This is a genomic window from Paenibacillus thalictri, assembly GCF_004307995.1.
GTDB classification, from domain to species: domain Bacteria; phylum Bacillota; class Bacilli; order Paenibacillales; family NBRC-103111; genus Paenibacillus_AF; species Paenibacillus_AF thalictri.
This window is the reverse complement of record NZ_SIRE01000002.1, coordinates 387696-408648: the sequence shown is the minus strand read 5'-3', so window position 1 is coordinate 408648 and position 20953 is coordinate 387696. Positions and strand designations below refer to the sequence as shown.

Annotated in this window: 18 protein-coding genes; 12 read left to right on the top strand and 6 right to left on the bottom strand. The window is 53.0% G+C overall.

From position 1 onward, the window contains the following. Positions 1-161 precede the first annotated feature (161 nt). The 3 genes from EYB31_RS02040 (at position 162) to EYB31_RS41480 (ending at position 2939) form a co-directional block, all read left to right on the top strand. A complete protein-coding gene (locus EYB31_RS02040; protein ID WP_131011581.1) occupies positions 162-1043 on the top strand; it encodes a LysR family transcriptional regulator in 882 nt (293 codons plus the stop codon). A 326-nt stretch (positions 1044-1369) separates the two neighbouring features. Then, on the top strand, positions 1370-2569 hold the full coding sequence (locus tag EYB31_RS02035; RefSeq protein ID WP_165452152.1) for a DUF2515 domain-containing protein: 1200 nt from the start codon (positions 1370-1372) through the stop codon (positions 2567-2569). Next, positions 2460-2939: a CBO0543 family protein gene (locus tag EYB31_RS41480; RefSeq protein WP_420819408.1), complete on the top strand. Its 480-nt coding sequence runs from the start codon at positions 2460-2462 to the stop codon at positions 2937-2939. Before EYB31_RS02035 ends, EYB31_RS41480 begins: the two co-directional genes overlap by 110 nt. A 270-nt stretch (positions 2940-3209) precedes the next feature. On the opposite strand, the gene EYB31_RS02025 is transcribed toward EYB31_RS41480, so the two are convergent. Beyond that, positions 3210-3662, bottom strand: a complete 453-nt coding sequence (locus tag EYB31_RS02025) for a VOC family protein (protein ID WP_131011579.1) — start codon at positions 3660-3662, stop codon at positions 3210-3212. Between the two features lie 899 nt (positions 3663-4561). Beyond that, entirely contained in the window at positions 4562-5866 is a 1305-nt protein-coding gene (locus EYB31_RS02020; protein WP_131011578.1) for an aminotransferase class I/II-fold pyridoxal phosphate-dependent enzyme, read from the bottom strand. Positions 5867-6117: 251 nt separating this feature from the next. On the opposite strand from EYB31_RS02020, the gene kduI reads away from it, so the two are divergent. Next, positions 6118-6951, top strand: coding sequence for a 5-dehydro-4-deoxy-D-glucuronate isomerase (gene kduI / locus EYB31_RS02015; protein ID WP_170318201.1), 834 nt, complete (start codon positions 6118-6120; stop codon positions 6949-6951). Between the two features lie 104 nt (positions 6952-7055). Here kduI and EYB31_RS02010 read toward each other — a convergent pair whose 3' ends face one another. Continuing rightward, positions 7056-7685, bottom strand: coding sequence for a pyridoxamine 5'-phosphate oxidase family protein (locus EYB31_RS02010; RefSeq protein WP_131011577.1), 630 nt, complete (start codon positions 7683-7685; stop codon positions 7056-7058). Positions 7686-7788: 103 nt separating this feature from the next. Here EYB31_RS02010 and pdxR point away from each other — a divergent pair, with 103 nt between their 5' ends. Both pdxR and EYB31_RS02000 read left to right on the top strand, forming a co-directional pair. After that, complete coding sequence (pdxR, locus tag EYB31_RS02005; protein ID WP_131011576.1) at positions 7789-9285, top strand: MocR-like pyridoxine biosynthesis transcription factor PdxR; 1497 nt, start codon at positions 7789-7791, stop codon at positions 9283-9285. Positions 9286-9410: 125 nt separating this feature from the next. Next, the gene (locus EYB31_RS02000) at positions 9411-10826 is read left to right on the top strand and encodes an NAD-dependent malic enzyme (RefSeq protein WP_131011575.1); all 1416 of its coding nucleotides are present in this window, start codon (positions 9411-9413) and stop codon (positions 10824-10826) included. Positions 10827-11008: 182 nt separating this feature from the next. Here EYB31_RS02000 and asd read toward each other — a convergent pair whose 3' ends face one another. Then, positions 11009-11797, bottom strand: coding sequence for an archaetidylserine decarboxylase (gene asd / locus EYB31_RS01995; RefSeq protein ID WP_131011574.1), 789 nt, complete (start codon positions 11795-11797; stop codon positions 11009-11011). Positions 11798-12026: 229 nt separating this feature from the next. Here asd and EYB31_RS01990 point away from each other — a divergent pair, with 229 nt between their 5' ends. The 5 genes from EYB31_RS01990 to tenA all read left to right on the top strand — a co-directional run bounded on the left by EYB31_RS01990 (position 12027) and on the right by tenA (position 17422). Further along, the gene (locus EYB31_RS01990) at positions 12027-12983 is read left to right on the top strand and encodes an acetylxylan esterase (protein WP_131011573.1); all 957 of its coding nucleotides are present in this window, start codon (positions 12027-12029) and stop codon (positions 12981-12983) included. Between the two features lie 771 nt (positions 12984-13754). Continuing rightward, positions 13755-14336: an ECF transporter S component gene (locus EYB31_RS01985; RefSeq protein ID WP_131011572.1), complete on the top strand. Its 582-nt coding sequence runs from the start codon at positions 13755-13757 to the stop codon at positions 14334-14336. A 2-nt stretch (positions 14337-14338) separates the two neighbouring features. Further along, positions 14339-15970, top strand: a complete 1632-nt coding sequence (locus tag EYB31_RS01980) for an ABC transporter ATP-binding protein (protein WP_420819407.1) — start codon at positions 14339-14341, stop codon at positions 15968-15970. Beyond that, positions 15951-16724 carry an energy-coupling factor transporter transmembrane component T family protein gene (locus EYB31_RS01975; RefSeq protein ID WP_131011570.1) on the top strand — a complete coding sequence of 258 codons (774 nt, stop codon included), beginning with the start codon at positions 15951-15953 and terminating at the stop codon, positions 16722-16724. The genes EYB31_RS01980 and EYB31_RS01975 overlap by 20 nt, the downstream gene beginning before the upstream one ends. A 35-nt stretch (positions 16725-16759) precedes the next feature. Beyond that, the gene (gene tenA, locus EYB31_RS01970; RefSeq protein ID WP_131011569.1) at positions 16760-17422 is read left to right on the top strand and encodes a thiaminase II; all 663 of its coding nucleotides are present in this window, start codon (positions 16760-16762) and stop codon (positions 17420-17422) included. A gap of 355 nt (positions 17423-17777) precedes the next feature. Here tenA and modB read toward each other — a convergent pair whose 3' ends face one another. Together modB and modA are read right to left on the bottom strand one after the other, a co-directional pair. After that, complete coding sequence (gene modB / locus EYB31_RS01965) at positions 17778-18446, bottom strand: molybdate ABC transporter permease subunit (RefSeq protein ID WP_131011568.1); 669 nt, start codon at positions 18444-18446, stop codon at positions 17778-17780. After that, positions 18443-19282, bottom strand: a complete 840-nt coding sequence (gene modA / locus EYB31_RS01960) for a molybdate ABC transporter substrate-binding protein (RefSeq protein WP_131011567.1) — start codon at positions 19280-19282, stop codon at positions 18443-18445. Before modA ends, modB begins: the two co-directional genes overlap by 4 nt. A gap of 235 nt (positions 19283-19517) precedes the next feature. On the opposite strand from modA, the gene EYB31_RS01955 reads away from it, so the two are divergent. Next, entirely contained in the window at positions 19518-20654 is a 1137-nt protein-coding gene (locus tag EYB31_RS01955) for a substrate-binding domain-containing protein (protein ID WP_131011566.1), read from the top strand. Positions 20655-20953: the final 299 nt, after the last annotated feature.

The window sequence follows — 20953 nt, the reverse complement described above, 5'->3', positions numbered from 1 at the left end:
TCGCTGCATTCCTTGTTCCGCATGAGCATTTGAGCCTAAGCATGAGCTCAAATTTATCGGTTCAACTGTATATAAACCATACCATGGATTTTAGTATCACAGTTATCTATAATAATTGATTATATGCATCGAAAATATTGATGATAGGTGAGTGAGTGCTTATGGAACTGGTTTATTTCGAAACATTTCGCGAGGTTGCCGAGCGGCAAAGTTTTACCCGGGCGGCTGAAGTGTTGGGGTATGCCCAATCCAGCGTGACCACGCAAATTCAAAAGCTGGAGAAGACATACGGCGTACCGTTGTTTGAACGGCACGGCAGGCAGCTGCGGCTGACCCCTCCCGGCGAGGAACTGCTGAAAATTGCCGTCAAAATGCTTGAATTATACCGGGAATCGCTGGAGGTCGTGGCACGTCAGGCTGGGGGTACGCTGTCGATCGGTTCGATTGATTCGCTTGCTTCATATTACCTCCCTCCATACATTCAGCTGCTGAAAGCGCAGTTTCCCGAACTGACCATCAGGCTGCAAACATGCAGCGAATCGGCGATTGCCGAGAAGGTCAAGCAGGGGGAACTGGACATCGGCCTGCTGCTCGCCGATCATACGGCCGATGTTTTGCTTCGGTGCGAAACGATCCGAGAGGAGCCGCTTTTTCTCATCGCCCGTCCCGATCATCCGTTAACCCGGTTTACTGAAGTGACGCTGGAGCAGCTGCATGAAGCGGAATGGATTATGGCCGAGGAAAGCTGCAATTACCGGAACATGCTGGAGAAGGCGCTTAAAGCGGGAGAAGTGCCTTACCGGATCAGCTTTGAGCTGGGCAATCCGGAGGCGGTTAAACGCTGCGTCATCACCGGACTAGGCATCGCTTTGCTGCCAAGGATGGTGGTGGAAGAGGAAGTGCGCCGGGGCGAACTGGCGGTGCTGCCTTTTTCCCATCCGGACATTCGTCTGGAACTGCAGATGCTGATCCATCCGCGCAAGTGGATGTCGCAAGCGATGGTTGCATTTACGGGGCTGCTGCTTGATAAGTACAAAGAATAACTATATTCAAGGTTAAAGCTAATATCAAAATGTGGAGATTTTCAGGGGATTTTTCCATTTTGTAGCAACGGGCATATGAACTCTTCGTCATCAATCCGTCATTTGCGCAATAGGATAATCATATACGCATGTCCGTCAATAGCCTGCTTTCCAGATAAGAACTCCAGGCGCGGGGAGACGGAATTTGCCAACACGCGCCAATCCCGGGTGTGTGTCCCTGGGCCGCATGGAGAGGGGCGAACCGAACGCGTTCCCCAGCCGCAATCTTTCGCTCATGCGTTTGATCTTAAGAATTCGACTCTTAAGGGAGGCCTTAGATTCCGCTGATGATTGCATTTGTGAAACAGAAAATAAATGCGCTCAAACAAAGTCGTTTTCTTCAACTGAATGCTGTTAAAAAGGAGCTTAAAAAGAAAAGCAAACACATCCGGAATTCCGTACGTTTACCGGCATTGACTCCGAAAGACGGGGAGCTTATTGAGCGGATCAAAGAAAAAACAGAGCGGTTAAACGCAAATAATGTGACACGAACGACGGCGTATTATGATTTCTATTGCCGCCATCCGGAAATTCATTGGGCTTTGCTTGGTCATATGGTATCAAGAAACGGCGGCTGGAATATGACCGATCTGAAAGGGGAATTGCTTTCCAGATTATTGTCCGAGCAAGAGCAAAAGGAGTTTTTTCACTTTTTGGAGCGCGGCAACTGGCTGATTTTTCAGGATGTATATCCGCAATTTTTGTTGTATGAGGAAAGTTTAAAAAGGAAAGAGAACTTGTTTTACCTTCTGCCTTATTTTCATGTTTCCACGTTTATGGAGACGATGTGGAATCATTTCATGAAGAGGGGAGACCGCTATTCGCTGGCCATGGCTTTAATAATCAACGAACAGAACTACCTTGAGCAACGAGTGATTTGCAATGAGTATTACCGGAAAACCGTGCTGCAAACCATCGAGTTTAAAATGCAGGATATTTTAAGCCTCAATCAAATCCTTTTTCCCTGTTACCGGGACATGAAAAATACTACATCAACAACCGTCATGGTTGGTCAAACACTCCATCACTTCGCATCCCTTCATGACCGCATTTTACTGGGAAAACGGCTGTATTCCGTCATTTTTAACGACCCGGACGTTAGTAGATGCATAACGGACTGGGCCGCGGATCATCCCCACACGGCTTCCCGCAAAGATTACTGGCCGCATTTGTTTAACGATGTGAACGAATCGCTGCCTGGTGTACCTTATAAACGGAAAACGGATCATTGCCGTTTAAGGGAACACGCCGCAAAAATATATAGCCCGTCCTTGCGTTATGTTTGGAACCATGTTGAACATGACAAAGCGGAGGTGGGGGACTGGTTTAAGGACTGGAAGGTCATTGTGTATTTCCTGGATCCAAAGGAACAAGTAAATGGGGAGATCTATGATGCCTACTGTGAAACATTGGAGAAAATCGAGCTGGCCGTTATGGCAAAAACAGCGCTTTTTAAACGGTACGACGAAAAAACAAATGTCCTTTAAACGTTACGTTCCGGCCATGATATTTGCCTCCTGCCTGGGCACTTATTTGGACCTCCTCTTGGTGGAGAAGCAGTTATACAGTTTTCCTGTCCGAATTCTTCCAGATTTATTCCAAATCAATATTATGTTTACACTAATAGGACTCCCGGTAGGAACCGCCGTCTTTCTTTATAATGCCGAGAAGATGCGCCCCTCATGGAGAATCGGATTTGTTCTATTCCTAGCTGTGGCAATGGCTGTGGCAGAGCAGCTATCCGAAACGATGGGCTGGTTTTCCCATGGGCCGCAATGGAGGCATTCGTATTCTTTTTTTGGCTATATGATTTTTATGTGGCTGGTGCTGAGGTTTCATCGGTGGATGAACAATTGAAGGGAACAACAGCAACGGAATTAAATAAAAAGGGAACGAGAGTTCAATTTGCCGCCTTTTCACATTGGGCGGTAAAACCGCCTCGTTGAGAGGCGGCTTATTGAGCTATCGTCGTTAAAGTTTATGCATCACGAAGTCCCACCGAGTGAAGGCAGCTTGCTGCCGGCCGCTATGCGATTAGTCGGTGTTAATGTGTCCCGGCAATTACTTCCTCGTTCCTTGTTTCCGGGACCGAGGGTCGCCCAGACCTAATGTTCCTTTAAACGACACTTATTTATTACCAAGTTGTTCTGCCAAACCGATTAGAATTCCTTCATGTCCGCGAATGTAGCAGAGCCGATACGAGTTCTCGTATTGAACCACTTCGCCAACGAGCTGAGCACCATGCTTAGTGAGTCTGGATACCAGTTCGTCAATGTCTTCAACGGCGAACATGACGCGCAGATAACCGAGGGCATTTACAGGAGCAGTTCGGTGATCTGATATAGCAGGTGGGGTGAGGAATCGCGAAAGTTCAAGCCGGCTGTGGCCATCCGGGGTAACCATCATAGCGATCTCTACGCACTGCGAACCCAGCCCGGTTACGCGACCCGCCCATTCACCTTCGACAGTAGCTCGTCCTTCGAGCTTCAAGCCAATTTCCTCGAAGAAAGAGATTGCGCCATCAAGGGATTCTACAACAATGCCAATGTTATCCATTCTCAGTAATTTGTTATTTGCCATAGTTTTATCTCCTTATGTGTACAATTTTATTACCCGATCGTCTTCATATGTATTCTATCAATAATTACCGATTACTTCCAAACGATTAACATCTTGTCACAGTTCAAGATAACAAAGATAAGTCACGTTTCGTTCATTTCAAACATTCATTGGAACGCTTCAATTGGATTTTGGCAATGCGGACAAACGAGTCACTCTATACAGTCCTTTAAAACCATGGGTAATTCATCTCTGAACAGTGATATTACCCTAATTATAGAACATTAGTTCGCATATATCAAACATCAACAACAAAGTTTAACATAGCTATTTAAAAAAAAGCTATCCACCCAATCCGGCGGACAGCTTTTTTAAAACTATTTGTCTCAAGCGAGCAGTAAACAGCGTGTCCCGCCAACCTTAAGCGCTAGCGAAAAGGAGGCGGGAGACACGCGAACCCGAGGCACAAAGCCGCGCCCCGCATCATCGCACCCAAAGTAAAGCGTGTCCTGCCAATCTTAAGCGCTAGCGAAAAGGAGGCGGGAGAAACGCGAACCCGAGGCACAAAGCCGCGCCCCGCGTCATTGCACCCAAAGTAAAGCGTGTCCCGCCAACCTTAAGCGTTAGCGAAAAGGAGGCGGGAGAAACGCGGGTCCGAGGCACAAAGCCGCGCCCCGCGTCATCCGCACCCAAAGTAAAGCGTGTCCCGCCAACCTTAAGCGTCAGCGAAAAGGAGGCGGGACAAACGCGAGCCCGAGGCACAAAGTCGCGCCCCGCGTCATCCGCACCCAAAGTAAAGCGCGGCGTTTATAGGTTTTGCGGCAGCAAAACCATAAACGCCCAGGCGCGGGCCCGAGGCACCCTCCACCTCTACCGCGGCGGGTCCAGGGCGCAGCGCCTGGGGTCCCCCGATGGGGGAGTTAGGGGGCGACCTTCACCAGATCAAGCACACCCTGGTAAATCGTGTTAAACAGCTCTTCCAGATTCGCTTCTTCAATGCAAGAGAAAGCGACGCGCAGGTCGGTTGCGCCCAAAGCGATCGTGCCGACCCCGTATTGGTTGAGCAAATGCTGACGCAATGTTTCAGCGTCGACGTTTTTTAATTTGAGGCACATAAAGTAACCCGAATTGAAAGGGTAATATTCCCATACATCGTCAAATTTGCCCGTATCCAGCAATTCCTTGACTTTGTTGGCGCGGCCTTTCATGATTTGAAACTTTTCGGCTTTCTGCGTTTGGAAGTCCGGCGATTGCAGCGCGTGCAGCACGAAAGTTTGCGACGGATGCGGTCCGCTGGAGATGGTGGCGCGGATAATGCCCGTCGTTTTTTGCTCCAGTGCGGCTAATGTTGCGTCGGGTTGACCGACATAAGTGATAAAGCCGACGCGGAAGCCCCAAACGTACTCTTCTTTTGTTGCGCCGTCAACCTTCACGGAAAGCACCCGGGGATGCAGGTCCGCAAGCTGGCCGGCCAGCGATTCTTGTAAGGAATTTTCGAAAAACAGACCGAAATAAGCATCGTCCGTGACGGCGACAATATTGATGCCGGCTTCGGCGCCGGCTTGGATAGCGGCCACGATGCTGCGGCCCTCTTCGGCAAGCGGCGTATAACCGGTCGGGTTGTTCGGGAAGTTAAGGACAACAATCGCTTTGCCTTTGTCTTTTTGCGCCAAGATGGCTTCTTGCAGACCGGCGGCGTTGAATTTGCGCTGTTCGTTGTACAGCGGGTAATTGACGATTTCCGCACCGCGGCGGATGCCAAAAGTCAGCTCGTAATTTTCCCAGTTTTTGTCAGGGATAATGACCGCGTCCCCGGGATCTGCGAACAGATCGGCTACGATGCTCAGACCGTGGGTCAGCGCATTGGTTGCAATCGGATTGCCGACTTGCTTTCCTTGAAGCGACGGGTTTTCTTCCAGCATTTTGGCGCGCCATGCGGTGCGCAGCTCCGGTTTGCCTGCCGGTGGGGCATATTCGTAAATATCCTTCGGATTGTATGCCGATAAAGTGTCTTGAATTACTTTCAAATGCATCGGTGCGCCGTTTTCCAGCGCGGTGCCGATGGTGGCGTTGAACTTCTTCGCTTTCGCTTTGGCTTCCGCTGATTGGCTCAAAATGCCCTCCTTCGGAAAATAAATCAATTTTCCAAGATCGGATAACATTTCGTGGAGATGAGGGTTTTCTTTACGAATCGTCTCATTCAGCTGTTGCGCAAGTGGATGCATGCAAGTCATTCCTTCCCAATTTGGGTTACTGAAAACATTTTGCAGATATTATACACCAATTGCGCAGGCGAAGCCACATCTATTCCGCTCATTTCCGGAACGGCATGTTCGAGGTTTGCGGCGGGCAGCGGCTTTTCTTACATCACGCTTTATGGTACGATAGATAAGGAAATTATCGCACACGTTAACATGGCAAATTGAAACGTTTAATGTGCGGTATACAATTTATTTTAGGGAGGCTTTTCATTTACATGGAAATTCGCTACGCTACGAACCCAAGAGAAACGAAAACCTACGATACGGAACGTTTAAGAGAAGAATTTTTAATTGAAAAATTGTTTGTTGAAGGCAAACTGACCCTTGTATACAGCCACGTTGACCGTTATATTACAGGCGCAGCCGTTCCTACATCCGAGCCGATTAAATTGCAAGCGGACAAGCATGACATGGGAGCGGACTATTTCCTCGCACGCCGCGAAATCGGCATCATCAATATCGGCGGCAAAGGAACCGTAACCGTTGACGGAACTGCATACGATTTGGAAACCAGAGACTGCCTGTATGTCGGTCTGGGCAATCAAGAAGTTATTTTCACAAGTGCTGATGCGGCCAAACCGGCGCGTTTTTACTTGAACTCCACACCGGCTCACAAAAACTATCCGACGGAAAAAGTGGCGATCAGCGGAGCTGAAGCTCAGCATCTCGGATCGATCGAAACGTCCAACGAACGTACGATCTACAGATTCATTCACGAAAATGGCGTAAAAAGCTGTCAGCTCGTCATGGGCATGACGCTGCTTAAGCCGGGCAACATGTGGAACACGATGCCTTGCCATACGCACAACCGCCGTTCCGAAGTATACCTTTACTTCGATATGGCCGATGATGCCGTTGTCTTCCACATGATGGGCGAGCCAACCGAAACCCGCCACCTTGTGGTGCGCAACGAGCAAGCGGTGATCTCCCCAAGCTGGTCCATCCATAGCGGCGTGGGCTCGCAAAACTACACGTTCATTTGGGGTATGGCTGGCGAAAACCAAGTATTTGCCGACATGGACATGGTAGCTATGCAGGACTTGAAATAAAACATAGGCAGTATGCAGAAACACCCGGCGCAATCGCCGGGTGTTTCTTTATGTTAGGGGCAGCGGCATGCTGCACCAACCGGCGCGGCCTTGTCCCTTGATGATTAATCCCCAAGCGGCTTACGATGATGCGGACAATATTGGCGCATCAGTTCGGCTGTTTCCGCGTCCAGGCCGGTATTACGTTCTACCAGGCTGTCAATCACCTTTTCGCGTCTGGCTTCGGCCATATTTTGCCCAAATTTGTATTTGGCCGTTAGCTCGGCGACTTCGATACGGACTACGGACACGCCGTTCAGATTTTTCAAATATTCCTTATCGTTGGGATCGATCGGCTCATAACCGCCCTCCGGCTGCAGCTTTCGCATGAAAGCGCCAAGCGCGTCCGCTTTTTCCCGAGGGTCTTCAAGGGGAACGGCATAACCGCGAACAAGCACCGATTTGAAAAAGGCGGTAGCCGGACAGGCCAGCTTGGGATCTGTGAAATATGATGGGATAATGGCGTATTCTTTGGCAACCGAGAAGGTTACCTTAGGGCGCTGTTTAAGGAAATCCATCTTCTGTCCAAACTTGCTGCCGTGAAAATAAATCGCCCCCTCGTGATAGACAAAGTTGAGCGGCGTGACCAGCGGCCAACCGTCGTCCCCGGTCGTACCAAGAAAGCCGAAGCTCATCTCCTGTAAAAATTGTGAAGTTTCCTCTTCATTCAAAACCTCAAATTCTTTTCTTCTCATTCGTCTGACGCTCCCCTCAAGATACCATTTGCATTGGATATAGAATAATGCTAATAATGGTCTTTAAAAAGATCCAATTTAGAGATAAATGAATGGACCAATAATGAGTGGTCCAATCAAACTATGGAGGTGGACTGTTTTGTTCCATGTGCCGCTTCAGTCGTATATGCGTCAATATCCGGGAAAGCTCGATGCGCTTTACCATGCTTTAAAAGATATGATCGTCAAAGGGGACATTGCTTATGGATCCCGGCTGCCGTCCAGCAGGGAGCTGGCCCGCCAATATGAGCTGTCTCGGGGTACGGTGAATCAGGCGTACGATATGCTGGCCGCCGACGGTTACGTTTCGGCGGGCGTCGGCAGAGGCACCTTTGCCGCTTATGCGCAAAGACATTCACAGCCGGATGGAACAACCGCGCAGCCGATTACGTTTTCCGCATGGGGAAGGCGGGTGCAGGAGTCGGAGCTTCGGCGCGCTGTAGTCGGTACGCCGACCTTATACGATTTTCATCTGGGCTCGGCCGATGTGGAAGGTTTTCCAACCGAAGCATGGAATCGCTGTTTATTTGCCGAGGCCAAAGCTGCGAGCCTGGATCCCCGTCACGTGTTTGAACCATCGCAAGGCGATGCCGGACTCCGCAGAAGCATCGCGCAATATTTGCGGCGAGCGCGGGGAATATCCGCTCAGCCAGAGCAAATTGTCATCGTCAACGGCTCGATGCAAGCGATTGCCCTGCTTGCTCAGCTGCTTGTCGGAACAGGGGACGGCGTTATTGTGGAAGAGCCCGGATACGGCGGCATCGGCAAGGCAGTTCGCTCGGCGGGAGGCAGCACCATTGCGGCTGAGCTGGATGCCGAAGGCATCATCCCCGGCAATTGGCGGTCGAAGCTGCTGTTTGTTACGCCGAGCCGCCAGTTCCCAACCGGCGTGGTACTCAGCCTCCAGCGACGTCTGGAGCTGCTGGAGTGGGCGCGGGAAAACGGCGCGATCATCATCGAAGACGATTACGACAGCGAATTCCGCCACCGCGGCAGGCCGGTGGAACCGCTCAAAGCGCTGGACCGCGAAGGCAGGGTGGTGTATGTCGGCAGCTTCTCCAAAACGCTGCCCGGCTTTATCCGGGTCGGCTACGCTGTGCTTCCCGAGGACCTGGTCGTCCCGATGTGCAAAGCCAAGGAGCTGTTCGAACCGCAGCCGACCGGTCTGCTGGAGCAAAAGGCGCTTGCCGCATTTATGCAGAGCGGTCACTATGAACGCCATATGCGCAGGATGAAGCGGCTGTACGGCCGCAAGTTCATCTACTTGCGGGAGCTGCTGCACAGCGGATTGTCGGATTGCTTCGAATGGACGGAAGGCGATGCCGGGCTGCACATTTTCGGATGGTGGAAAGGGGATAAGCACACGTATGCGGCGTGTAAAACGGCGTGCGGCCGGCTTGGCGTCAGATGGTCGGAGGCGGTGGCCGGGGGCGGAGATGGTGTTGAATCCGCAGGCGGAAACGTCCGGTACGGGGCATACTTTAATTTTTCTAAGCTGAGTTTGGAGCAAATGGAGCAGGGTGTGGAACTTATGCGGCAGGCTAAAGAAGATCTCGTCTAAACTTCAGCTTGCAGTTGCGTATTCATGGAAAGGCTTCGCGTGGCCCTTATCCGCTGATTATGATCTCACAATGGCTTATGATAAGATGAAAGCAAATTGGCAGAAGAGGAGTGACGATTACTCAAGTGGCAGGATCAATTGGCGGCAGCACCAGCATCATTTTGAGGCTTGAAATGGAGAAACAGGCGGTGTCCTTCGGTAAAATCGCTACGGCGATCAACGAAGCAGGCGGCGACGTCATCGCCATCGACGTAAGCCAGTCCGGCAAAACGACCACAGTCCGGGACATCACCGTCCATATGAACGACCAGAGCCGCACCGACGCGCTTGTTGAGAAAATAGGGGCGCTGCCCGGGGTTAAAGTCATCAACGTATCCGACCAGACGTTCCTGATGCATCTCGGCGGTAAAATCGAAACGACTCCCAAGATGCCGATCAAAAACCGCGACGATTTGTCCCGGGTTTATACTCCAGGAGTTGCCCGCGTATGTATGGCCATTCACGAGGATCCGTCCAAAGCGTTCTCGCTGACGATCAAACGCAACACGGTAGCCGTCGTGTCGGACGGTTCGGCGGTGCTTGGGCTCGGCAACATCGGTCCGGAAGCGGCAATGCCGGTGATGGAAGGCAAAGCGATGCTGTTTAAGCAGATGGCGGGTGTGGATGCGTTTCCCATCTGCTTGGATACCCAAGATACCGAAGAGATTATCCGCACGGTAAAGGCGCTTGCCCCTACCTTCGGCGGCATCAACCTGGAGGATATTTCTTCGCCGCGGTGTTTTGAGATCGAAGAGCGGCTGATCGAAGAATTGGACATTCCCGTATTCCACGACGATCAGCATGGAACGGCGGTTGTAATTTTGGCTGGGTTGCTCAATGCTTTGAAAATCGTAAAAAAACAGCTTGAGAACATCAAAGTGGTCGTTTGCGGCATCGGCGCAGCGGGCATTGCTTGCACGAAAATATTGCAGGCCGCAAATGTGACGAATATCGTCGGAGTGGATCGTGAAGGGGCTATCGTTCCCGGGAAAGACTACGCCAATCCGGCTTGGGCTTGGTACGCCGAACATACGAACCCGAATCGCGAAAGCGGAGCATTGTCCAATGTCATTATCGGCGCAGATGTATTTATCGGGTTATCGGGGCCGGGCGTCTTGAAGGTGCCCGATGTGCGCAGCATGGCTCGCGATCCGATTGTTTTCGCGATGGCGAATCCGACGCCGGAGATCGCTCCGGAGGACGCGGAGCCGTATGTGCGTGTAATGGCGACAGGACGCTCCGATTATCCGAACCAGATCAATAACGTGCTTTGTTTTCCGGGTATTTTCCGGGGTGTGCTTGATTGCCGCGCATCCAAAATTACCGAAGAGATGAAGTTGGCCGCCGCTAAGGCGATTGCTTCGGTTGTGAGCGACGAAGAATTAAATGAATCTTATATCATGCCTAGCGTGTTTAATCAAAATGTGGTGGAAAAAGTGAAAGAAGCCGTCATCGATGCCGCATATGCGTCGGGAGTCGCCCGCCGCCATGTCCGCGGATAATATTTGACGCGCAGCATATCCGAATAGAAACAGCCCCCGCTTTGCATCTCCCGGATGACTCCGGTCAGGTGCTAGGACGGGGGCTGTTTTTTTTAGGCTGTAACAGGGGATACGGATGGGCGCCAAGCCGGCAGATGCGCAGGCTAATCGTCTCGCGGCGGAGATTCGGCTTCAGCCGCACATTAGCTTTTGCCGTGAAATTGCCCTATGGCTTCGCCCATCTTGACTTTGCTGCCAAGCTGCAAGTCTTGGCGAGGGCTGAATGTTCCATTCTCGAACAGCAGGACGACGGTTGAGCCGAATTCGAAGTAGGCCAGTTCATCGCCTCGCTCCAAATGGCGGGGCAGCGGCGTAACGTATTGAATGCTGCTGACGTTCATCGCGCCCACTTTGACAACGGCGACTTCACCGGTTTCGTGCTGCATGTAAGTAATGAGCCGTTCATTCCGGCTGAGCACCCGGCGCATCTGGCGCAGGCCAAATTCATTGACAGGGTACACCTTGCCCGGTACGTGCTCTTTCTCCACAATATCCCCGGTTACGGGCGAGTGAATGCGGTGATAGTCGGTTGGGCTTAAATAAAGCACCATATAAAATCCGTTTAAATAACAAACGGTCCGCGGCGAACGGTTAAGCAACTCCTCGATCGTGTAGTCCTGGCCTTTGACATTCAGCATCAGACCCGACGAAATGTCTCCGATTCCGGTAATCAGCGCATCGACGGGACTGACTGCCGCTGAGACAGCCGTGTCGATGGGACGCAGTCCCGTTTTCAGCCGGCGTGTAAAAAAGTCGTTCAGTGAACCGTACTCCTGTATATGTTTCTCGGCATCCTCCACACGGATACCGTAAGTTTTGGCAAAACGGGGGATAAGGGTTCTGCTGACTTTCGATTTGGCGAAGGCGCCTGTTGTCCTGGAAATAAATTTGCGTGAGGACAACTCGGTCAGCAGCCTAAACAAAGGCTTCATATAATATGTCACCGGTTCCTTTCTCTATTGTTCCGTAGCAATAAACGCACAAAGCTATCTTTACACATAAACCTTTACAAATCAATACGAAAAATAATGCCGCTCAGCGGATTACATGGTTTCGATGCAAGCCCGCTTCAGGATATCAAAAAAACGGATACGCAAATCAGAATTTTTGGTACAATGTGGGAAGCTGTTTTTAATTTAATCGAAAAGGAATGTGATCCATATGCCTATGGTGGACTGGCCATTGCCGAAGCTGCGCGAATACCGTCCCGACAGTACGGCCGAAGCTGATTTTGATGTTTTTTGGCAAAAACAAAAGGAATTATCTGCTCAAACGCCATTAAATCCGCAGCTGAAGGAGCTCGATTATCCGGTTAAAGTCGCAACCGTTTACGAGGTAACTTATGACGGCGCCGACGGTACCCCTGTTCATGGCTGGTATGTTGTGCCTAAACATGCAGCAGCTCCGATGCCTGCAATGGTTCGGTATCATGGCTATTCCGGAAGCCGCGGCTTTGTATACGAGCTGCTGCATTATGCGGCGATGGGCATCGCCGTGCTTTCGATCGACACGAGAGGACAGGGGAACCTTACTCCCGACTTGGCTGTGTATCCGCAAGGCAGCGCTGCCGGCTGGCTGACTTTAGGCATTACCGATCCTGACCGGTACTATTATAAGCAAGTTTATTTGGATTGTATCCGTGCGATTGATTTCATCTGCGGGAGACCGGAGGTCGATGCAGCACGGATTGCGGTCTACGGCGCTAGCCAAGGCGGCGCGCTAACGCTGGCGGTAGCCGGACTTGATTCACGTCCTAAGCTTGCCATGCCCGTTTACCCGTTTTTGTGCGACTTCAGACGGTCGGTGGAGATTCACAGCACGGGCCCGTATCCGGAAATCAAAAACTGGTTCCGCCGTTTTGATCCGGAGCATCTGCAGGAGGAGCAGGTATACCGCACGCTTAGTTATTTTGACGGCATGAATCACGCATCGAGAATTAAAGCGCGCACATTGATGGCAATCACGCTGCAGGATACGACTTGCCCGCCTTCGACCTGCTTTGCCGCTTACAATCATGTAAGCGCGGAGAAGGAGCTGAAGCTTTATCATGACTATGGGCATGAGCCGCTTCACTTTCATGAAGAAGCGATGATGCGTTTCGTGGAAACGTATTTGTAAACCGGCGAAAAATAATTTTTTTAAAAAATTTGCGAAGCTGTGCATATAAATGTTTCATCCCGTCCATAATATTATCGTCGGTGAACAAGAGAGGTGTGGTTCCGTTGAACTTTTCAACAGAGCAAACCGTGGAGATGACGGACTCGATATAGAAGCGGAGGGATGTGCCAAAGATACGTTAGTGTGGTAACCCACAGCTTAAGGTATTTCAGGTTGACCGAGGCTTTTCGTAAAGAGTAAACGAAAGATCCAACAACTAATTCACCGACGGAAGGGCTCCCGCAAGGGAGCTCTTTTTAACTTGATCCAATACTGCAACCCATAAAGCGAAAAGGCAGCCACCGGGCAGCGATATAAAAAGGGTTGCGGAAATGGCAAAACCGATGTATTGTAGGAGTAACCAAAAGTTTTGGCGGGGGCTTGATGAAGTCAGGCTGAGATAGCGACCGTTTGTTGCTGACCGATAATCTGATCCGGGTAATGCCGGCGTAGAGAGAATAAACGTGCGATGTAAGAGCCGCGATTATTCCGCAGGCTCTTTTTTTAACGTTTCGTGTAGAAAAACTTTTCGCAAGGGGCCGCACCTGTGACATAAGCAGCGCAGCCCACGCGGCTTTGGAAGTTTCTCTGCTCTTTTCTTGCCGCACACGGTGACAGCATATCGGATTGCAACAAGCCGCTTCCCTGAGAAGAGGCTTGTTTTTTTGTTGAAAGGGCTTCGGTTCGAAGCTGCTCTCAAAAGTAAGTAAACGTAAAGGGGTTGTAGTGACCATGTCCAAAAAGCTGAAATTGGTCGATATTTTAGTAACGGTAGTGATTGCCGTCTTGTTTGCCATCATCTACCGCGCGTGGGGGCCGGTATCGGATCTGGTCAAGCTGGCGGGCTTGCAGGCTGACCAGCTGGTGTACGGCATGTGGTTTATCGCATCAACCGTAGCGTTCCTGCTGATCCGCAAACCGGGTGTCGCTTTGCTGGCGGAAGCCGCGGCGGCTTCGGGCGAGCTTATCATGGGCTCGCAATACGGTGTGGAGTCGCTCACTTACGGTATTTTGCAAGGACTTGGCGCCGAACTTGTGTTCGCGTTGTTCCTGTACCGCCGGGCGACGCTGCCCGTCACTTGCTTGGCAGCCGTTGCGGCTGCAGCCGGCTCGATTGTGATGGATGTTGCCAAAGGTTACATGCTGGAGCTGCAGTCTTGGAATTTGACGTTATATGTTGTGTTCCGTTTTGCCGGCTCCATTTTCTTCACGGGCATATGCGCCTATTATCTCGTTAAAGCGCTGGAGAAAACCGGGGTGGCCAGCTTATTGCGCCCGGCTTCCAAAGAAGATTACAGCGCGCTGGACAGATGATCATGGAAGACGCAATTTATGTGGAGCAGCTGAGGCTGAAGTTCCCCGGGGCGGATGAGCTGCTGTTTCGGGACTTCTCCATCCGTGTCGGAAAAGGGCAAAAGGTGCTGCTGCTCGGTCCGAGCGGCTGCGGCAAATCAACGCTGCTGCAAGTGCTTGCCGGCTTGATTCCGGGCTCTATCGACATCCCGCTGAAATATGCGGGGATTCGGGTTCCCGATTCGTGGGGATACGTATTTCAGGATCCGGACACGCAATTTTGTATGCCTTTTGTTGATGAGGAAATGGCGTTTGTGCTGGAAAATATGTGCGTTTCAAGAGAGCAGATGCCGGGTATGATGACATCGCTGCTGCGGCAGGTGGGGCTTGGTTTTGCCGATATGCATACGCCGATCGCTTCGCTGTCGCAAGGCATGAAGCAGCGTTTGGCCATCGCATCGGTGCTTGCGCTTCGGCCGGAAGCGTTGTTCCTTGACGAGCCGACTTCCTTGCTGGATCCGGACGGCACCAGCCAGGTGTGGGATGCGATCAAACGTGTCGGGCAGGACAAAACGGTGCTGATCGTGGAGCACAAAATCGGCGAAGTGCTTGATTTTGTCGATCGTGTCATTTTGTTTAACGACAACGGCGAAATGATCGCTGACGGCGATCCCAGCGGGGTGTTCCGCGCCAACAAGGAGCAGCTGCAGGAGTACGGCATTTGGTATCCCGGCGTGTGGGACGATTACGTGCACAGCGAGCGGTTTCGCCGAATGGGCGGCGGAGCGGGGAGCGGCTTGGCCGAAGGCTTGCAGGGCCGCTCGCTCGCAAGCGGGCTGCGCGCCGTGGAAGGCCCGGCGGTGCAAGAGCCGGGCGGCTGGGCGACCGGCGAGTCCGGAGCAGCGGCGCATGCCGGGCAGCCGGCCGCAGCCCGGCCGCTGATGCAGCTTGCCGCGTTCCGCGGCTTCCATGGCAAGCAGCAGAAGCTGGAAGCCGCAAGCGCCTCCGTTTCCAGCGGCGAATGGATCGCCGTGATTGGGGAAAACGGCGCCGGCAAAAGCACGCTGCTGCAAGCGCTGATGCAGCTGATCCCGACAAGCGGCGGGTATATGCTGGCGGGCCGGCCGGTCCGCGGCTTCCGGGACGTTTCCGGTGCACTGGGGTATGTGTTTCAAAACCCCGAATTTCAATTTGTGACAAATTCCGTATTCGAGGAAGTCGCTTTTACGCTGCGGCTGACGGAAAGCTCGGAAGCGGCGGTGCGTGAGCAAGCGGAGGAACGGCTCCGGCAGTTCGGGCTGGCGGCTTATGCCGCGGCGCACCCGTTCCAGCTGTCGCTGGGCCAGAAGCGGCGTCTCAGCGTTGCGGCCGCGATCGGCAGCGGCCAACAGGCGCTGCTGCTGGATGAGCCGACCTTTGGCCAGGATGCGCAAAATACGTTTGCCATTCTCGAGAAGCTGGAATCGCTGCGCCGCCAAGGCACAGCCATCGTGATGGTGACTCACGATATGGATATCGTGAACTATTTTGCCACAACCGTTTGGCGTGTGGAGGCGGGTAAGCTTTCGGTCGAAGCGTCTTCGCCTGCCGGTGGCGGTTCCGCCGCTTGGCATGGGGAAAGGAGGGAGTCGCCGGATGCTGCCGTCATACCGTAAAACGTGGATGCATCGTGTCAATCCGAGCTTGAAGCTGCTGCTGTCGCTGGCGCTTTTCTTGTTTGTGCTGCTGGTTGACGATATCAACGCGCTGCTCTTTTTTACGGCTGCTTGCTTGCTGCTGCTCGTTTTTTTCAGCGGTTATCCGCTGCTGAAGCTGCTGCTGGTCGCTTCACCGTTTATACTGCTGTTTGTGTCGTCTTCGGTTTCGATGATGTTTTTCGGCAAAGGCGAGACGGTATGGCTGGAGTGGGGGCTTGTACGGATTTCCCAGGAAAGCTTTGTGCGGGGGCTTGCTGTTGGTTTTAAATCCGTTGATTTTTCGGCGGTGGGGCTGCTTTTTGCGCTGACGACCCGGCCTGTCGATTTGTTCTATTCTCTGATGCAGCAGCTGAAGCTGCCGCCGAAATACGCATACAGCTTTATGGCTGCGGCGAATCTGATTCCGATGACCGTTAGCGAATACCGCACGCTGCGACAGGCGCTGAAAGTGCGTGGCGTCCGCTACCGGCGCGGCGCGGCGGGCATTTATGACAGGCTGCGGCGGTATGCCGTGCCGCTGCTTGCGCAAAGCATCCGCCGCGCGCAGCGCATTGCGGTAGCGATGGAAGCGAAACGTTTCTCCTCCGCCAAGGAGCGGACTTATTATTACGAGCTTGGCTTTTCCGCCAGCGACGTGTTTTATGCGTTGTGTTGGCTGGCCGCAGCCGCTGCGGCTGTCTATGCAGGCGGCGCTGTGCCGGTTATTTCATAAAACTTTTTATCATTCAGGGACGAGGAGGCTATCTTATGTTATTTTCCCAATTGTTGCGTCAAGAAGCGGATGCCATGTGGCAGGCCAGCTTTGATCATCCGTTTGTCCGCGGTATCGCCGACGGCTCGCTGCCGCTTGACCGGTTCCGTTATTACGTGCTGAACGACTCCTATTACTTGGGCGAATTCGCCAAGGTGCAGGCGATTGGCGCCGCAAAGTCCCACAACCTGCACACCAGCAACCGGATGGCAGCTCATGTGCAAGGAACTTATAATTCGGAGCTGGCACTGCACGAGACGTTTGTGAAGCGGCTTGGCATCACCGAAGAGGAACGGGCTGCGTTTAAGCCGGCCCCGGCTTCTTATGCGTACACGTCGCACCTGCACCGCGCGGCATACAACGGTCACCTGGGCGATATCGTGGCGGCGCTGCTGCCATGCTACTGGCTGTACTTTGAAATCGGCGAACAGCTTAAAGGGACGGTCGTCTCCGAGCCGATCTACCAGGATTGGATCGACGCTTACGGCGCCGAAGGTTTCGGCGAGCTGGTGCAGGAGCAGATCGACCGCCTGGATGAAATTGCCGATATGGTGACGGAAGCGGACCGGGAACGGATGAAGCAGCAGTTCCTGATCAGCAGCCGCTACGAATGGATGTTCTGGCAGATGGCTTATACGCTGGAGCAATGGCCGGTATAAAGGGCGGGAATAAGAAAAGCGGGTTGGATGGCCGATCGCGGAAAGCGAATCGTGCCCTCAGCCCGCTTTATTTTGTGCCCGGCCATTAGGCCCGGGAGAAGACCAATCCCGGCCAGAGGGAAACAATAAAAGTGTCGGCCGGAGAAACTTGTGCTCCGGGCTGGTTAAAAACGTAGTAGCATTTATTTAGACATTGGTTTATAATGATTTATGAAAACGCTATCATGAAGCACGCTGCTCTCCGGCAAAAAAGCGGACTCCGCCAAATTTGACGAAGTCCAAGTGAAAGCGAATACCGCGATCCGTTAATACGGATCGGTATACGAAATCCCCGTCCGGGGCAAGCGGACGGGGATTATTTTTGCCTTCCCGCGGCAAACAGCAGCACGAAGGCGATACCGACGATCGCGGTCGTCCAATACCAGGCCGCGGCGGTTTTGCCCGATTCAACGGCGATATAGATGGCCGTCGGCACGGTTTGCGTTTTGCCGGGAATATTCCCGGCAATCATCAGCGTAGCGCCGAATTCGCCGAGGCTGCGGGCAAAACCGAGAATGGCGGCGGAGACGACAAACCGCCAAGTCAGCGGCAGCGTGACGTAGAAGAACACCTGGCGCTCGCGGGCACCCATGGAGCGCGCCGAATCTTCCAGGTCGCCGTCGACGGCGGCGAAGCCGGTCTTTAGCGTCTGGTAGGCTAGCGGGAACGCGACAACGATGGAAGCGACCGCAGCCGCCCACCAGGAAAATACGATCGGCTCGCCGAACAACCGCTCGATGGCCGTGCCAATCGGGCTGTTCCGGCCGAGCGATACGAGCAGCACGAAGCCGACGACGCTGGGAGGGAGCACCAGCGGCAGCAGAAATACCGTTTCCAGCAGCGCTTTGCCGGGAAACCGCCGCTTGGCCATCAGCCAGGCGGCAAGCGCTCCGGCCACAAGCACAATCGGACTGGCTGTCAGCGCCACCCGCAGAGACAGTTCTATAGGCTGCCAAAATGCCTCCCAATCGATCGGCTCGCTCATTTCTGAGCCTCGGCCGCAGGCTTAAAGCCGTATTTGACGAACAAATCCGCCGCTTCTTTGCTTTGCAAATATTGATACAGCTCCTGTGCTTCCGCGCGGTGTTTTGTCGATTTGACAATACCGGCAGGGTACACGATCGGAGAATGCGTCTTTGGGTCGACGGCAAAGGCAATGTTTACTTTATCGGCGCCGTATGTATCCGAACGGTAAACGAATCCGGCTTCGGCATTGCCGGTCTCAACGTAAGTCAGCACCTGTCTGACGTCTTTGGCGGCCAGCAGCTTCGGCTGCAGCGCCGTCCACAACGCCGCTTTCGTCAAAGCCTCCTTGGCGTAACTTCCCGCGGGTACGGTTTCCGGTTCGCCGACCGCTATTTTTTTCACATCGCCTTGGTTTAAGTCGGTCAAGCTGCGGACAGCCGCAGGTTTCTCCTTATTGATGACGACGACAAGCTCGTTGCCGAGCAAATTGGAGGAATCGGCTTTGTCGACCAGCCCTTTGTCGACCAGCGTGCTCATCTGCTTCTGGCCTGCGGAGATAAACAGATCGGCGGGCGCGCCTTGTTCGATTTGCTGCTGCAGCGTGCCGGAAGCTCCGAAATTATATTGCAGCTTGACGTTGGGATGTTTCTGCTCATAGGACGTCTGCAGCTCTTTGAGCGCATCGGTCAAGCTAGCCGCGGCGGAGACGGTCAGCTCCGTTTGCTTGGCGGGCGCGGCGGCAGGCGGCGCTTTGGCAGGCGGTGCTGCGGCCAAAGGCGCAGCTTGCTCTTGCTTCGCAGAGCAGCCGGCTATTACAATGAAAGCAGCGGTTGCGGCAATCCAGCGTTTCTTCATATCGAAAATTTCGCCTCCTAAAAATACCTAATATAATGGACTTATGAAAGATGCCGGCGTGCTCCCTTTTTTGGCCTGATAGGGGTTGTCTCGATGCTTGGGTCAGCTTATATCATAGTATGATGGAAGTGATTCTATCATATAAATAGTTATAAATAAATATATCTAGTTATAAATAGTGAGATAATTATAGAGAATATGAAAAATCGAAGTTACCGGAAAGCAGGTTTATACAATGACCGAATCCCGATCATATACCACGGAAGAAATTGCCGGCTTGCTGAAAATATCCAAGCTAACGGTGTACGGCTTAATCAAAACCGGCAAATTGCCCGCTTATCGCGTCGGCAGGCAAATGCGGGTGGATGCCGACGATCTGGAAGCGTACAAGGCCGCGTCCAAAGGCCGCTTAGACAGCACCGGAAGCGCTCGGGCCGGACAGATCCGCCAGGAGGAACCGGCAGGGCGGAGTGCAGAGACAGAACGGGACGACGCGGGGCGATCGTTTGATACCGCCGATTCAAGCGGAGCGGCTGGACAAAACGGAGCGGTAGGCCAGAGCGATTTGAGGAAATCAAGCGGCGAGGCGGAACAGAGAAGTTTGGCAGGCCGCAGCGGTCAGGCCACATATAATCGGGTTACAAAACAAGGCGGCTCGGGAGCCGTCCGTTCCGTCATTATTACCGGGCAAGATATCGGCTTGGATTTGCTGGCCAAACATCTGGAGAAAACGTCGGCGCAGTACCGTCCGCTCCGTCTGCATGTGGGCAGCTTGAATGGCTTGATTGCCTTGTACCGCGGGGAGGCCGACATTGTCAGCACACATTTGCTGGACGGTGACAGCGGTGAATACAACGTTCCGTACATCCGGCGTGTGCTTGTCGGTTTTCCGCTCATCGTCATTCGCATGTTATCCCGCACGGCAGGTCTGTATGTGCAGCCGGGCAACCCGAAGGGAATACACGGCTGGCAGGATCTTGACCGCAGCGGCATCAAAATCGCGAATCGCGAGAAAGGCGCGGGGGCCCGCGTATTGCTTGAAGAGCAGCTGCGCCTGCGGGGACTTGCAGCATCCGCGTTGGAAGGATACGAAGATGAAGAAACGACGCACCTTGGCGTAGCGGGCAAGGTAGCTTCGGGAATGGCGGACGCGGGAGTTGGCGTCGAGAAAGCGGCTCATATTGTCGGTGTCGACTTTATTCCGCTGATTCAGGAAAAATACGATTTGGTAGTGCTCAAAACCCCGGCCAATCGCGAATTGATCGAGCTTGTGCAGGGGGCGCTTGGCGATAAGCCGTTTTTGGACGAGCTGCGCGCGGTGCGCGGTTACGATTTGACGGAAGCCGGGCGGATTGTGTGGGAAAGCCGGTAAGAAATGGCTGGCTGCCCCGCCGGGAATTCCGCTGCCTGGATACGAACTCCGGCACAACCCCTGCTTCAGACGTGTCAAAAGCCGCATAAAATCACACCAATGAACCCGGCCATTCGGCCGGGTTTTGCTGTGCGCTTGTCCGTGCGCCGCGCAGTGCCACACCGCGACAAACATTGTTCACACTTGGTGTAACTTATTGTGATGCTCATCATAGTTCGACATATCCCTCAGTCCGTACAATATAGGCATAACCTGTGGAAAACAAGTGAGGATGTCCCAGAGAGAGGAGGGTTTTCGAT

Excerpts from the sequence above, each read along its gene's own strand:
- EYB31_RS01985 (WP_131011572.1), top strand. The coding sequence starts at position 13,755 with ATGTCCAAAAAGCTGAAATTGGTCGATATTTTAGTAACGGTAGTGATT.
- EYB31_RS02020 (WP_131011578.1), bottom strand. The coding sequence starts at position 5,866 with ATGCATCCACTTGCGCAACAGCTGAATGAGACGATTCGTAAAGAAAAC.
- EYB31_RS02025 (WP_131011579.1), bottom strand. The coding sequence starts at position 3,662 with ATGGCAAATAACAAATTACTGAGAATGGATAACATTGGCATTGTTGTA.
- EYB31_RS41480 (WP_420819408.1), top strand. The coding sequence starts at position 2,460 with ATGGGGAGATCTATGATGCCTACTGTGAAACATTGGAGAAAATCGAGC.
- pdxR (WP_131011576.1), top strand. The coding sequence starts at position 7,789 with ATGAGTGGTCCAATCAAACTATGGAGGTGGACTGTTTTGTTCCATGTG.
- EYB31_RS01990 (WP_131011573.1), top strand. The coding sequence starts at position 12,027 with ATGCCTATGGTGGACTGGCCATTGCCGAAGCTGCGCGAATACCGTCCC.
- EYB31_RS01975 (WP_131011570.1), top strand. The coding sequence starts at position 15,951 with ATGCTGCCGTCATACCGTAAAACGTGGATGCATCGTGTCAATCCGAGC.
- EYB31_RS02040 (WP_131011581.1), top strand. The coding sequence starts at position 162 with ATGGAACTGGTTTATTTCGAAACATTTCGCGAGGTTGCCGAGCGGCAA.
- asd (WP_131011574.1), bottom strand. The coding sequence starts at position 11,797 with ATGAAGCCTTTGTTTAGGCTGCTGACCGAGTTGTCCTCACGCAAATTT.
- EYB31_RS02010 (WP_131011577.1), bottom strand. The coding sequence starts at position 7,685 with ATGAGAAGAAAAGAATTTGAGGTTTTGAATGAAGAGGAAACTTCACAA.
- modA (WP_131011567.1), bottom strand. The coding sequence starts at position 19,282 with ATGAAGAAACGCTGGATTGCCGCAACCGCTGCTTTCATTGTAATAGCC.
- kduI (WP_170318201.1), top strand. The coding sequence starts at position 6,118 with ATGGAAATTCGCTACGCTACGAACCCAAGAGAAACGAAAACCTACGAT.
- EYB31_RS02035 (WP_165452152.1), top strand. The coding sequence starts at position 1,370 with ATGATTGCATTTGTGAAACAGAAAATAAATGCGCTCAAACAAAGTCGT.
- EYB31_RS01955 (WP_131011566.1), top strand. The coding sequence starts at position 19,518 with ATGACCGAATCCCGATCATATACCACGGAAGAAATTGCCGGCTTGCTG.
- tenA (WP_131011569.1), top strand. The coding sequence starts at position 16,760 with ATGTTATTTTCCCAATTGTTGCGTCAAGAAGCGGATGCCATGTGGCAG.
- EYB31_RS01980 (WP_420819407.1), top strand. The coding sequence starts at position 14,339 with ATGGAAGACGCAATTTATGTGGAGCAGCTGAGGCTGAAGTTCCCCGGG.
- modB (WP_131011568.1), bottom strand. The coding sequence starts at position 18,446 with ATGAGCGAGCCGATCGATTGGGAGGCATTTTGGCAGCCTATAGAACTG.